Below are 13,948 nucleotides of genomic sequence, written 5' to 3'. Positions count from 1 at the left end.
TCTGTTTTAACGATGCTGGCTAACTAATAGTGTCATGGTTTGTTGTTTATCTGGTGTGTTTGGCTAATATTACGATGTAAATTAAATGTTAAATCAAACTAAGGAGATCGAGATGTTTCCCTCACATGCCAATACTCTGCATCTTACGTCATTAAGCCATGATGCAGTGGCTCAACTGTCACCCTCATTCAATTTGTTGCCTCACACTGAGCATGCTGACGGCCAATATCGCTTGAGAAGATACTCGGTGATAACACTTCAGCATGGTGAGGTGATTGAAACAGGCAAACATAACTTTATGCAAACTGACCAGATTAACCATTTCCAAGGCAATGTGGTTCGTCAGTTTGAACCGTTACTTCCACAAACGTTATCCAGTCCTGGCTTCTTGGAGATGTGTGAACTGTTTGTTGAAACCAATTTATTGGTAGAAGGTCAAGAAATAGAAGTACATCAGATGCGCATTGCCGCCGTGTATGATGAGACCCAAGTTGCACCGGAAGGTGTCCACCAAGATGGCTTTGACTGTATTGCACTCATCGGTATTGACAGGCACAACATTGTCGGTGGTGAGGTGCTGCTCTATCAAGATAATCATGCTGCGCCGTTTTACCGCAAAGTGTTGGAAAATGGTGAGATTGCGATGCTGGATGATCACAAGCTTTGGCACAACGCAATGCCTATTCGCACCGTTGATCATAACCAAGAAGGGCACATGGATGTGTTTGTTCTCACTGCAAGGAAAAGCCAATAATGACCCACTCTTATCTAAGTTTTGATGTTGAGTTAGCGCGATCTCAATTCCCTGCATTGCATCAACGCGTAAATGAAAGACCGGTGGTCTTTTTTGATGGCCCCGGCGGGTCGCAGGTTCCTCAATCGGTATTAAACGCTATGAGTGACTATCTAGGGCAATACAACGCCAACTTAGGTGGTCACTTTTTTTCTAGTGAAAAAACGGTCGCCTTGGTGTCTCAAGCACGTGAATCTGCTCAAGCTCTTTTCAATGCGGCGCACAGTGACAGTATTGTGTTTGGGGCAAATATGACATCGCTAACTATGTCCCTCAGTCGCACGATCAGTCGTGATTGGCTACCGGATGATGAAATTGTCGTTACCGCACTCGATCATTACTCAAATGTGTCAAGTTGGGTAGAGGCAGCCAAAGATCGTCAGGCCAAAGTCTATCAAGCGAGAGTGTCGCCCCTCATGGGAGGGCTGGACACTGAACACCTAATCGGGCTGATTAGCAGTAAAACAAAATTAGTTGCGCTGACATTAGCCTCAAATACCACAGGCAGCCTGGTTGATGCGAAACCGATCATCGAGGCCGCGCATAAAGTTGGAGCAAAAGTGTATTTGGACGCAGTACATTTGTTACCACATCAACTCATTGATGTTCAGGCACTTGGCTGCGATTTTGCTGCTGGTTCTGCCTATAAGTTTTTTGGGCCTCACTTGGGCGTTGCTTATATTGCTCCACAACATGTGCAAACTTTAGAGCCTTATAAAGTGCTACCCGCGACAGATAAAGGGCCTGGGCGTTTTGAAACAGGTACGCTCAACTTTGAAGCACTGGCCGGGTTTTGCGCTGCCGTTGACTATCTCGAAACTTGGTCCTTGTGTGAAGGAGGTTTAAGAGAACGCCTAGAATCAAGCTATGGGCAGATAGCCCAACATGAAGCGAAGTTGAGTGAGTATTTTCTCGATAACATCGCTTCTCTCTCGAGTGTGACACTCTATGGCCATGATTCACCAAAGCACAATCTAAGAACCCCAACTTTTGCCATAAATATTAAAGACTATTCACCGCACGACGTAGCTCGAATGCTGGGTGAGCAAAATATTTGTGTATGGAGCGGGCACTTCTATGCGCCAGAGCTCATTCGGCAATTGGGGACACAAGAGCGGGGTGGCGTATTAAGGGTAGGGATGATGCATTACAATACTCTTGAAGAGATAGCACAGCTCAAGCGCTCGATAGAGAGTCTATGATACTCGACTTTCACCATCTTTTTACTGCCCGCTAAGGGGAGTAGACAAGATAAACATTTAGGCGTTTGAGTGATAATTGAGCAATATAAAGTATATGCTCAAAAGTGCTTAAGGCCCTTAAATTTACCTACTACGCCTCTGCTATCCCCCCTAGTTTTAGATGCTAAGGGGGAAAGTAATGCATCAGGCTTGTTCTATAATCCTTTTAGTTTCGTTACTTTATGATCCGTAATTAGGGATATAGAATCCGATGAATAGTAACTACCCAAAACACAGCAATGTTATCTTGCATGCATTCGATTGGCCTTACTCACTAGTGGCCCAACGCGCGGAAGAGATTCGCGCAGCAGGATATAAAACCGTTCTTGTCTCCCCGCCGATGAAATCTTACAAATCGGAACAGGGCACACAGTGGTGGCAGCGTTATCAGCCCCAAGATTACCGCGTTATCGATAACCAGCTTGGTAACACCGATGACTTTAAAGCGATGATTGAAGCACTAAATGAACACGGCGTATGGTTATACGTTGATGTGGTGTTCAATCACATGGCCAATGAATCATCGTTACGTACAGACTTAGTTTTTCCCAATGCACAAAACATGGCAGCGTATAAAGCTGATGCGACATACTTTGAGCAGCAAAAACTGTTTGGCGATTTATCACAACCCTTATTCGATGAAACCGATTTCTTAGAGGCGTTTCCGATTGAAGATTGGAAAGACCCTTGGCAGGTTCAAACAGGGCGTATCAGTGGCGGGCCTCAAGATCCTGGTTTACCTTCATTGAGTGATAACGCACATGTTGTTGAGCAGCAGCGAGCGTATCTTAAGGCGCTAAAATCTCTGGGCGTAAAAGGCTTTCGAATAGATGCTGCGAAGCACTTAACGTTAGAGCACCTAGCAAAAGTATGGACTGACGATATTGTTCAAGATGTTCATATCTTTGGTGAAATCATTACTGATGGTGGTGCGACCGAGGATGAATATGAGCTGTTTTTACAGCCTTACCTAGAGCACACGCGCCTTGCTGCGTATGATTTCCCGTTGTTTCAGACGCTATTTGATGCGCTCGACACTAAAGGTTCATTAAAGTCATTAATTGACCCGTATAGCTTTGGTCAAGCGTTATCAAGCCGACGTGCGATTACTTTTGCAGTCACACACGACATTCCAAATAATGATGTGTTCTCAAACCTTGTCATGCAAGAGCAAGATGAGTGGATGGCATACACCTATATTCTTGGTCGTGATGGTGGTGTGCCGTTGATCTACACTGATCTTGATACCAGTGGCATTAAAGATTCAAACAAACAACCCCGCTGGTTGAATGCTTGGCATGACACACGCATGCAGCGCCGTATCGATTTTCATAACCGTATGCACGGAGAGATAATGGAGCTAATTGAAGCCAGTGATGATCTGTTGGTTTTCTATCGCGGTGAAGTGGCAGAGCTAGCCAAAGGCGTTGTTGCGCTGAATAAGTCGAAGCGTGCTCAAACCGTTACGCTAGAGTTAGACGGTGAGTGGTATGATTTACTTTCGGGCAAGCTGTTCAGTGCCAAGGAAGGGAGTCTCACGCTATCGATTGACGCAAAAAACAGTTTAATGCTGGTTCACGCAAACTAACTTGCGAGTTTAAGTAAATTAACCGACCAGTGTTAAAAAAGGGCTAGTGCCACAGTGTGGTACTAGCCCTTTTGCTTAGCTGCATTTTTTCTGGGTACAGCTTTTCGTAGAGACAGAGAGTATTTTGCTCAAGTTCATTTAGGTACGATAGGCAGTGAGTTATCGCACCTATTTTCCCTATTGCTACTCTTCTATTGGTTTAATTTTGTAGAAAATAGCGAATAACACAGGCACGACGATCAGCGTTAATACGGTGGCAAAGCCAAGACCCGCCATAATCGTGATTGCCATAGAGCCAAAGAAAGCATCAAACACGAGAGGCACTAGGCCGAGGATCGTTGTTAATGCCGCCATGCTCACAGGGCGCACACGGCTGATTGCGCTGTCGTAGATTGCCCAATAAGGCGCTTTGCCACTATCAAGCTCTGTGTTTATCTGGTCGAGCAAGACAATGCCATTTTTTAAGATCATGCCGCTCAAGCTCAATAGGCCGAGTAGAGCAGTAAAGCTAAACGGCATATTGGTTGCTAGTAGGCCAATGGCTACACCAATAATGGACAGGGGTACAGTCAGCCAAATCACCAGAGGTTTCTTAATCGAGTTGAATAAGAAAATCGTGATGATGAACATGATCATGTAGCCCATTGGTAGAGACTTAAACATCGCCTCTTGCGCATCTACTGAAGACTCATATTCGCCGCCCCACTCAAGTGAGTAGCCTTCAGGCAAAGCTAAGGCTTCAACTTGTGGCTGAAGTCGAGTAAACAAGCTTGCAGCAGTTTCTTCACCAAGAACGTCATGGTCTGCTAATACCGTTAGCGTACGCTTACGGTCTTTGCGTTGAATCAGTGGATCTTGCCAATCAAGTGTTACCCCATCAATAACCTGTTCGATAGGTATATAGGTTTGCAGCGATGGACTCCAGATTTGCAGGCTGGTGAGTGACGAGAAATCGATACGTTCCTCTTCTGGCAAACGTGCGATAACTGGCAAAGAGTGTGTACCATCACGCACAACCCCAATCGTGTTACCACCAAATGCCATCTGCAGTGTGCTTGATAGATCTTGTTTAGAGATCCCTAAGCGACGCGCTTTAGATTCGTTGAATAACGGAACAAGCTCTTTTGTTCTCTCACGCCAGTCATGACGTACATTACGTGAACCAGGGTCAGCGTTGAAAATGTCTTCAATACGACCGGCAACATCACGCAAAACATCAGGATCGGGCCCAGTAATACGCGCCTCAATTTTAGAAGCTGGTGACGGGCCAAATTCCATCAACTTGACTTGGAAGGTGGGTTGAGAGAACTGGTTTGCAAGATCCTTATCAAAGCTGTTTAACATGTTAAACATATCTTCACGAGTATCAGCACGAACACTGAATTGCGCGTAAGCTTGATAGCTTTTTTCGGGCTGATAGGTCAGCATGAAACGCTGCAAACCTTGGCCGACGGTCGTTGCCACAAACTCAACACTGTCTTGTTCGAGGATAAACGCTTCAACTTGCTTCGCTTGTTGCTCAGTTTCACGGATATCAGTGCCTTCAGGCATCCACATATCGAGATAGAACATTGGTGTATTTGAGGCAGGGAAGAAAGACTGTTTAACGCTGCCAAAACCAACAATCGCACCGGCTAGCATCAGTACCATCGATAGGATAGTTAACCAGCGGAACTTGAGTGCTTTTTTCAGTAAAGAACCAAAAACCACAAACAGAGCGCCCTTGTATGGGTCATCATCAGTGTCGCTGGCTTTTGTCTCTTCTTTCAACAGTAAGTCAGCAAGGAATGGTGTCAGAGTCAGTGCTGTCACCCAGCTCAAGAACAGCGAATAGCAAAGCACCCAGAACAGTGAGCCCATAAACTCACCGGTGGCGTCTTGAGACAGTCCAATCGGTGCAAAAGCGGTAATGGCAATGACTGTTGCGCCCAACAGGGGCCATTGAGTTTGCTTGGCGATATCCGTTGCTGCTTGAACTTTAGTGCGGCCTTTTTTCAGGCCAATAAGGATACCTTCCACGACCACAATGGCGTTATCGACCAGCATACCCAGTGCGATAATCAGCGCACCAAGAGAGATTCGATGCAGCTCAATGTTGTTGTAGCTCATCAACATAAACGTGCCGAATACAGTCAGTAGCAGAACCGAGCCAATGATGATACCGCTGCGCAAGCCCATCGCGAACAATAGAACAATGATGACAATGCCCACTGCTTGAGCAAGACTCACCACAAATCCTTGAACAGATTTATCCACTTCTGCGGCTTGGTTATAAAGGTAGTTAAGCTCAATACCAGCAGGTTTAATGCTGTCCAATAGTGCAAGTTCTTGCTCTAATGCTTCACCGACTTTTACCACGTTCACACCGTTACTAAACGAGATCCCGACATTAATTGCAGGCTTACCATTAAAAGAGATGATATTTGAAGGGAGCTCTTGGATACCGCGACTAATATCCGCCACATCCTTTAGGCGGATCAACTGACCCGTATCACGGCCATGGATAATTAAGTTTTCTAGTTCTTCGACTGAACTCATACTGCCGCTTGGGCGAATGATCAATGATTGGCCATTGATCATTACTTTGCCTGCAGACTGCACGCTACTTTGTTGATTCAGCAGGCCAACAACCGTATTCATGTCAAGATTAACAGCAGCAAGGCGCTCTAATGACATTTCAACAAAAAGCTGCTCTTGCTGGTCACCGGCGATAGCAACCTTGCCAACACCATCGACAAGCTCTAGCTCACGACGTAGATAGTCTACATAGCGTTTTAGTTCAACGTAGTCATAGCCGTCACCAGTGACCATGAGCATCATGCCGAAGACATCACCAAAGTCATCGATGATCTGTACCGAAGCGACACCGTTTGGAAGTGTTGGTTGCAAATCATTGATTTTACGACGCATCTCATCCCAAATTTGAGGAAGTTCATCTGGGCCATAGCTCATGTCCATGCTGACCATGATTTGTGACATCCCATTAGATGAAGTCGATGTGATTTTGTCGACGTAAGGAAGGCGTCGAATCTCTTTTTCGAGCGGGTAGGTGAGTTCTTCTTCAACCTCTTGCGCTGTTGCGCCCGGGTAGGTTGAGATCACCATGGCATCTTTAATCGTAAACGCAGGATCTTCTAGACGACCAAGATCGTTAAATGACATGACACCGCCAATCGCAAGAATGACGAGAAAGACCCAGCTAATTACGCGGTTCTTGATTGAGTATTCAGCAATGTTCACTGCTGCGCTCCTTGAATGATCATACCCTCACGCAGCTTGCGCAAGTTAGAGTTAGCGATGACATCGCCTTGTTGAAGTCCATTGGTGATGACGGCACCGTTAAAGTCGACGCGATCAACTTGTACCGGTGTGCGAAAGACAGCATTGTCTTCTACTTTCCAAACAAAGAAGTTATGTTGGTCAACATCAATGGCGGTCATCGGTACAGAGAATCCCGGTGTATAGCTCAGGTTTGCTTGTGTCATATCGACAGTGACAGCGACGCTTGTTCCTGGCGCAATTTGGCGATCTGTTTGTGGCATCGACAGCCACATTTGATAGCTTTGGCTTGACTGGTGTAACTCACTCGTATGCTCTAGGTAGCTCAAATGGTAAGTCTCACTGTCTCCTGAGAATACGGCAGTCGGCTGGTATTCCGTGGTTTTGGCTCCTTTCTCGACACGAGCGAGGATTGAGTCAGAGACAGAAATTTCGACATAAATCTGAGAAGGATCATAAATAGTGACAACCGGCTCACCGACGGAAACTTGTTCAAAGTCTTGCTTTAACACTTCCGAAACTAGCCCGGCGTAAGGTGCTTTTAATTCGGTGTAATCTAACTGCCTTAGAGCTAACTTGTAGTTCGCGTGACTAAGTTTGTGACTGGCAGAGAGCTCATCAAGCTCGGCTTGTGAGATCATATTGTTTTCTTTAAGCTCTTTTCCTCGGCTTAACTGACTGGCAGCAAGGTGCAGTCTCGCTTTTGCATCAGCAAGTTGCTGCGCGGCCGTGTCGTTGTCTAGTGTTACAATGACTTGACCTTCTTCCACGCGCTCGCCTTCCGATACAGTCACGTGTTGAAGCTCACCACTGCGTAAAAAAGAGAGTGGTGTCAGTTCAGCAGGCACAACTTGGCCATTAAACACTCGTTCTTGGCCTTCGATTGGGGTTTGCATTGTTAATGTACGAATCGGTTGTTGAGGTTTATCTCGATGTTCGACGACTGGAGAGCAACCCAACGTGGCAACACAAGTCAGTGCTATGGTTGATAGTGTAAAACGACGCATTAAATGCCCCCTTCTTTTGTCCAAGGACGAACAACCTGTCCCTCAACGAGTTTGTTACCACCGGCTTGAACAATAAAGTCGCCGCGTTTTAATCCAGCAGTCACATTTCCTGCGGCATCTAGAGTGACTTCCGTGTTATGGATCATCTGAGTCTTAGGGTCGAAGCGCCATACATGACCGGTATGAGTTTCTTTTGTAATCCAAGCTGTTTCGGCAATTCGATAGTGTCGAACAGGCTCTGGACTTGGAATATTGACTTCGCCAGTCATATCGGTGAGTAGGTTCATTGAAGGTGGGGTCTTGATCGTCACTTTGGCGGTATAGCTATTGGTATCCGTGTTAGGGCGAGTAGAGATCTCTTTGAAAGACGCCAAAATACGCGTGTCACGATGTGTATCCATAGTGACAGAGAGAGGCGCTTGCTTCAGGTGTGACAGTCCGTACTGCTCTACATATCTAACGGGTAGAGAAAAGCTGACATCCATCGAATTGGTATCGATGAGAGAGACAATCGACTGATTCGCCCCAACAACTTGATGAGCTTTCGCATGAGAGAGCGAAATTAAGCCATTGAATGGTGCCACAATGCGAGTGTGGTGAAGCTCAATCTCTGCTTGATTCAACGCAACCCGTGCCGCTTTGAAATTGGTTTCAGCTTGCTCGAACGCATCAGTACTGATCAGTTTACGTTTTACCAGTGTTTGTGAGCGCTCAAAGTGGGTTTTCGCAAGCTCGAACTCTGCCTGTCTTGCATCACGTGCATATTGATAGTCGGCATTATCCAATCGTGCAATCACTTGGCCTTTGCTCACATAGTCACCCATCTTCACATAGATAACATCGATCTTGCCGCCGACTTGAAAAGATAACGAAGCGCGGTGAGTGGCTTCAATCTTGGCAATAAAGCGGTCTTCTGGATTTGCAGAAAGATCAGGAACCTCAATCAGCTTTACAGGTGTTATCTGGCTCTGAGCTTCACTCGAAACCGCATCGTTGCAACCTGTGATCAATCCAGATATCGCGGCAATGGCAAGTACCGCTGGTAAGGACAGCGATTTCCATCGAACAGACATAGGGGTTAGTTGACTCATACTCTTTCTCTTATTATACGATTGGATAATATATTGCTATACAGGTGTGCAGTATATTGGTTTAATCTTATCGATCAATGTTTATTTTCCATGTGTGCAATAAAAAATATGAAAGTTGAGCGTGTTTTTGAGTACAATCCTTAACGAGATATCAAACTAGGTGACGCAAATGAGTTGTACAGCTGATAGAAAGCAGGGGAGACGAAGCGCAGAGGATGCGGAGAAAACCAAATGCAGAATCATGTGTGTGGCCTCACAGCTTTTTTGTGAGCAGGGCTTTGATCGCGTTTCGATACGCAATATCAGTGAGAAAGCCGGTGTTTCTCACAGCCTAATTCGTCACCATTTTGGTAGTAAAGAAAAGATTTGGCAGAGCATCAGTGATGGTTTGCATTGCTTTATGGAAGAGTATCGAAGCCGTCTGATGGAAGAGATGGGTAACAACATGCCCGCTAATGAATACCTCTACCATTTTGCGACAAAAATGCTTGCTCTGATGTTGGTGAACCCAGCTCCTATCCAGTTAATTGCAGATGCGGTGCGCCAAGAAACAGGAGAGTTGGTGGACTATTTCATTAACTCTACCGATAGCATGCAGAGCTTTTTTTTAGACCTCGCGAGCAAACATAATGCTCAGTTCCCAGAAAGTACTGTTGATATCTATGAGTTCAAGTGGCAGATGATGCTTTACTCTCACGGGGCAGCGTCGTTGAAACCTTTCATGCAAGAAATTTGGCCAGAGGAAACAATGACCTCTGATGGCCGCTTGCTTGCACACTGGACCATGTTTGAGGGATATGCTGCTTCGCACTTAGCGATTTCGCCTGAGCAGAGATTGAAGCCAAGTCACCTTGAAGAGTTAGTAATAATGGATATGGTGAAAGCTTGGAATGACGCTCTTGATGAGAGCAATAGTTAATAGCAACGGACAAGAGAAGGCGCCTACTGTAAACGCTCAATACCTTCTCTGTTTTTTCTTAGTCTTTGTGTCTTGGTAGGCTTTATCTTGGTTCAGTTCGGTTTCGCTTACGGCTGAATGAGAGCCTGATAAAGCGCTTGATATTGACCTAATTGTCCATCGAATAGGGCGCTGGCAATCAGCTCATCTTTCTTTCCAGACAGTTTCATTTTTCTCGCTTCACGAACCAATAAGCCGATATGGACTTCCTTAGGTACGCTTGCAACCGCCGGTTTCCATTGTGAGATGCTTTCCGAGAGTGGCGAAAGGTGAAGGGCCGTCATAAGAGCGCAGCACTCTAATTTCACCACTTGATTTAAGGCTTGTTGATATTCATCTGATAGTGACGAGCTACTGAGTTTTTCCAGTGTTGCCATTAATAGAGGGCTAAGTTCAACATAGCCTGCTTGTTTAGAGAATGCGCCTTTAAGGCGAGCTGACAGGCTGATTTCTTTAACGCTGCTGTTGGGTAGATAGGTTGTTGACACGAGACAATCGAACGGCAGCCAAAATGCTTGCCCTTGCTCTACCGCATACTCATGCTTTCCAAGACGTACCAGTGCTAAACCAGACTCTACGATAATGAGTCGATGTTTTAACGAGTGTTTGCGACCAGTAACCTGCAGGTAGGGTGAAGTAGCGTGTGTGTGTTCGATTGCAAAATTCATAAACAAAACCGTGTAACTTGTATGGGCGCTAGTTTAAAGCAATAGAATGATTTGTATAGCCAAAACCAGGGTAGAAAAGTGGTTTGAATGTGCTAGTTTTGCAATGAACAAATTGACTGGTTCGTGGTCTGACCATAACGATATTGACCTGATAGGTGCTGCCTTGCTACTAGAGTCAGCGTAGAATAGCCGAGCATTAACAATAACGTAGTAAATTATGAGCAACACAACTGACCCTTTTATTGATATTCGTCCATATAACGATGACGAAATCCCCGCTGCTATTGAGCGGCTGATCAACGACGAAGAATTCATCCATGCTATCGTCGATCACCGTTTTGCTGATAAGCCAACTTGGCTACGCACTGTTTTGATGCCTATCGTCAAGGCCTATCTCAAAATCAAGTGGGCGAAACTGACCAGTGTTGAAGCTATCCAGATGGAAGTGAAGAAATACATGGATAAGGCGCTAGAAAAGACGACCAACGGCGTCACCTACTCCGGTCTTGAGCAATTGGATACGGAAACATCATACCTGTTTGTGTCTAATCACCGTGACATCGCGATGGACCCAGCGCTCGTTAATTATGGCTTGCACCAATCAGGTCATCGCACAATGCGTATCGCCATTGGTGACAATCTGCTGAAAAAACCTTGTGCTACTGAGCTTATGCGTTTGAACAAGAGCTTTATCGTTAAGCGCTCAGCCAAAGCACCAAGAGAGATGATGAAAGCATTGGGAACACTGTCAGCTTACATTAAACACTCTCTTGATACAGGCAACTCAATCTGGATTGCACAGCGCGAAGGTCGTGCCAAAGATGGCAATGATTATACTGAGCCAGCAATTTTGAAAATGTTCCATGTCGAGGGGCGCAAGAGCAAGATTGCCTTTAACGACTACGTGAAATCACTAAAGATTGTGCCCGTTTCTATCTCTTATGAGAATGACCCTTGTGATGTGGCTAAGGCATTAGAGCTTCACGCCAAGGCAACACATGGAGAGTATGAAAAGGGTGAGTTTGAAGACATCGAGAGCATCATTCAGGGTATTATCGGTGATAAAGGCCGTGTTCATGTTGCTTTTGGTAATGTCATTGAGGGTGATTACGAAACACCAGAGATGCTAGCGGAAGAGATTGATAATCAAATTCATGATCTCTACAAACTGTTCCCAATCAATTTATTAGCCGCAGGTGATGAGTCGGTTGATGAGACGGTGAAAGCCAAGCTCGCTGGCAAACTCAGTCAACTGACAGCAGAGGCTCAACCTTATCTTGTGGCGAGCTATGCGAATCCGGTTAACAACAAACCAGAAAGTAATCAGTCAGCGGCATAGTCGTAGAATCAGTTTGACTTAGTGTAGCTTAACAAAGCTGTAGCCCTCGGGTTGCAGCTTTTTCTTTTAGCCTGCTGCTCAACGAGCAACCGCGCCGCCAAGGTTTAATTCGCTTGGCCACTTCGTGATTTGATTTCCACCGAGAAAAATATTGCCATTGACGGTCATCATGTCAGGAAAAGTAGTGATTTGTGAGCCTCCAATATACAGGTCACCTTCTACCACCAGTCCTTCTGGCAGTGTTTTCATAGGTGTTCGAATGACACTGAGATCCCCTTTAACTCTAAGGTTAGGGGGGAGCATTTCGACTTGTGTATCGGTGAGGTTGATATACCCTCCAACGCGTACTCCGTTTGGCCACTGTGTAAGCGGCGCACCTAAGAAGTTAGCAAAGCCTCTTATGTAGGCGCCCGGTGCAATATAGCTCACTGAGCTGTTCGACGCGTCTAGACTGCCTTCTACTTTGAGTCCTCTCGGCAATCTTTCAATTGGAGAGCGAGCAACCAATAAGTTGCCTTTTACCTCGAGTCCGTCTTGCAGACGAGTGTAGGGCTTATTGCGAAGATCAAGATTGCCATAATTGTCGATGTGGTTGAGCATCTGATAGTAGCTCAAGGCTTGACTAAAACTAGCCGGAGCATAGCTTAGCGTTGCGGCAAGTGCTGCAGAGAGAAGAGAGGTTTTATAGTATTGGCGAGTCATGAAAGAGAAAGGGCTCAGAGTTGGCATCTGAGCCCAATATCGACTAGCGGCTTAGAGAGCGAGACTTCAATTCGAAGATCAGCTTTTCAGCACTGACTTCAAATTGGAAGCGTGCAGTTAGCTCTGTGCTATCGTCAGCAATATCTGAGCTTTCAAACTTAACTGCTGTGCAGACTTCTTTTGCTAGTGCAACGTATTTCGCCAGCTCTGCTTCTAGTGCTGCTTTAGTTGGAGCAAAGATGGATACTTCAGATACATCATCACCTTCTTTAATGATGAAACCCATTTCGCCAGCGCAACCACAAGCTTCACAGACTTGGTTCTCTACTTCATTCGTGTTCATAACGACTTCTCCTGAACATTAGATTTTGTTGTTTGACACTATATTACTCACCTAAGGCGTCTAAGGCTAGACAATTGAACCTTTCTTGCAAAAGTTCTTGCAAAAATTACTAATTTTGTTGAGTGGACAACAATACAAGGCGTGAATTTTATGTGTAAAACTTTGGTATGACATTTACAGATTACTGTGAAGGCTGTCAAATTAATGGCAGTTTGTTGTACGATAACGAAGAGAAGGTGGTCACTTAATATTGTGTTAATTATTGATATGTTTCATTATTCACGCCGATTGAAATCGATTAATTGATTACTTTTCTTTGATAACTCAACTAGATATGCAGATACCCACGCAGATGGGTCGGTTGAGAGAATCTATGGGGCTCACAATAAAAGAGGCAAACTAATGCCAAAGCGTAGTAAAGAAGATACTGAAATCACGATCCAAACTATCATGGATGCTGTCGTGGAGCAGTTATTGACCTTAGGTTACGACAAGATGTCGTACACCACATTGAGTAAGCAGACCGGTATCTCAAGAACGGGTATTTCTCATCATTTTCCAAAGAAGACAGACTTCGCCGCTGCGATGGATGGTCGTATCTTTAAAATATTCGTTACTCATCTAGATACAGAAAACGGTATTGACGGTTTTAGCCAAAGCTGGAACACCGCGCTAGAAACCAGTGAAGAGTTTGTGGCAATTTTACGCCTGCTTTTCCACCATATTGTCACCGCTGAAAGTGCATCTGATTTTGCAAAAGCAGGTGTTGAGCGCTTATACCGCATGGCCGAAGTGGAATTTGGTGATAAGAGCGCAGAGACAATTGAATGGCTTATGGGTAAATCTCTTATCAAGATGAGTCGCCTAGCTTAGCTTTGATGAGTTCAGTTGGACTTTAGTCTGCACCTTTACAAGAGCGAATTGAACACAGGGTTTAAT

12 protein-coding genes are annotated in these 13,948 nt (G+C 45.2%); 6 read left to right on the top strand and 6 right to left on the bottom strand.

The window, feature by feature from the left end; translation table 11 throughout:
• Nucleotides 1–112: 112 nt before the first annotated feature.
• From QWZ05_RS21420 to QWZ05_RS21410, 3 genes are all read left to right on the top strand, one after another.
• Nucleotides 113–754, top strand: a complete 642-nt coding sequence (locus tag QWZ05_RS21420; protein WP_264875290.1) for a 2OG-Fe dioxygenase family protein — start codon at nt 113–115, stop codon at nt 752–754.
• Complete coding sequence (locus QWZ05_RS21415) at nt 754–1,995, top strand: cysteine desulfurase-like protein (protein WP_290300603.1); 1,242 nt, start codon at nt 754–756, stop codon at nt 1,993–1,995. The genes QWZ05_RS21420 and QWZ05_RS21415 overlap by 1 nt, the downstream gene beginning before the upstream one ends.
• A 250-nt stretch (nt 1,996–2,245) precedes the next feature.
• Nucleotides 2,246–3,622 carry an alpha-amylase family protein gene (locus QWZ05_RS21410; protein ID WP_290300602.1) on the top strand — a complete coding sequence of 459 codons (1,377 nt, stop codon included), beginning with the start codon at nt 2,246–2,248 and terminating at the stop codon, nt 3,620–3,622.
• Nucleotides 3,623–3,805: 183 nt separating this feature from the next.
• Here the strand turns inward: QWZ05_RS21410 and QWZ05_RS21405 are convergent, their stop codons facing one another.
• Genes QWZ05_RS21405 through QWZ05_RS21395 form a run of 3 tightly spaced genes read right to left on the bottom strand, consistent with a single transcriptional unit; the run spans nt 3,806 to nt 8,999 of the window.
• Nucleotides 3,806–6,862 (bottom strand): efflux RND transporter permease subunit, encoded by a 3,057-nt coding sequence (locus tag QWZ05_RS21405; RefSeq protein WP_290300599.1) that lies wholly within the window; start codon nt 6,860–6,862, stop codon nt 3,806–3,808.
• Nucleotides 6,859–7,908, bottom strand: coding sequence for an efflux RND transporter periplasmic adaptor subunit (locus QWZ05_RS21400; protein WP_264875294.1), 1,050 nt, complete (start codon nt 7,906–7,908; stop codon nt 6,859–6,861). Before QWZ05_RS21400 ends, QWZ05_RS21405 begins: the two co-directional genes overlap by 4 nt.
• A complete protein-coding gene (locus QWZ05_RS21395; RefSeq protein ID WP_290300597.1) occupies nt 7,908–8,999 on the bottom strand; it encodes an efflux RND transporter periplasmic adaptor subunit in 1,092 nt (363 codons plus the stop codon). The genes QWZ05_RS21400 and QWZ05_RS21395 overlap by 1 nt, the downstream gene beginning before the upstream one ends.
• Nucleotides 9,000–9,168: 169 nt before the next feature.
• Here QWZ05_RS21395 and QWZ05_RS21390 point away from each other — a divergent pair, with 169 nt between their 5' ends.
• Nucleotides 9,169–9,918, top strand: a complete 750-nt coding sequence (locus QWZ05_RS21390; protein ID WP_290300595.1) for a TetR/AcrR family transcriptional regulator — start codon at nt 9,169–9,171, stop codon at nt 9,916–9,918.
• Nucleotides 9,919–10,025: 107 nt separating this feature from the next.
• On the opposite strand, the gene QWZ05_RS21385 is transcribed toward QWZ05_RS21390, so the two are convergent.
• Entirely contained in the window at nt 10,026–10,625 is a 600-nt protein-coding gene (locus tag QWZ05_RS21385) for an AraC family transcriptional regulator (protein WP_290300594.1), read from the bottom strand.
• Nucleotides 10,626–10,842: 217 nt separating this feature from the next.
• Between QWZ05_RS21385 and QWZ05_RS21380 the strand changes: the two genes are divergently transcribed.
• Entirely contained in the window at nt 10,843–11,964 is a 1,122-nt protein-coding gene (locus tag QWZ05_RS21380; protein WP_264875300.1) for a 1-acyl-sn-glycerol-3-phosphate acyltransferase, read from the top strand.
• A gap of 78 nt (nt 11,965–12,042) precedes the next feature.
• Here the strand turns inward: QWZ05_RS21380 and QWZ05_RS21375 are convergent, their stop codons facing one another.
• Together QWZ05_RS21375 and QWZ05_RS21370 are read right to left on the bottom strand one after the other, a co-directional pair.
• Nucleotides 12,043–12,666, bottom strand: a complete 624-nt coding sequence (locus tag QWZ05_RS21375; RefSeq protein WP_390216335.1) for a hypothetical protein — start codon at nt 12,664–12,666, stop codon at nt 12,043–12,045.
• Between the two features lie 43 nt (nt 12,667–12,709).
• Complete coding sequence (locus tag QWZ05_RS21370) at nt 12,710–13,009, bottom strand: YfcZ/YiiS family protein (RefSeq protein ID WP_264875301.1); 300 nt, start codon at nt 13,007–13,009, stop codon at nt 12,710–12,712.
• Between the two features lie 402 nt (nt 13,010–13,411).
• Here QWZ05_RS21370 and QWZ05_RS21365 point away from each other — a divergent pair, with 402 nt between their 5' ends.
• Nucleotides 13,412–13,882, top strand: a complete 471-nt coding sequence (locus tag QWZ05_RS21365; RefSeq protein ID WP_264875302.1) for a TetR family transcriptional regulator — start codon at nt 13,412–13,414, stop codon at nt 13,880–13,882.
• The last annotated feature ends 66 nt before the right edge of the window (nt 13,883–13,948 follow it).

Source organism: Vibrio agarivorans, assembly GCF_030409635.1.
GTDB classification, from domain to species: domain Bacteria; phylum Pseudomonadota; class Gammaproteobacteria; order Enterobacterales; family Vibrionaceae; genus Vibrio; species Vibrio agarivorans.
This window is presented reverse-complemented; position numbering and strand designations above follow the sequence as displayed.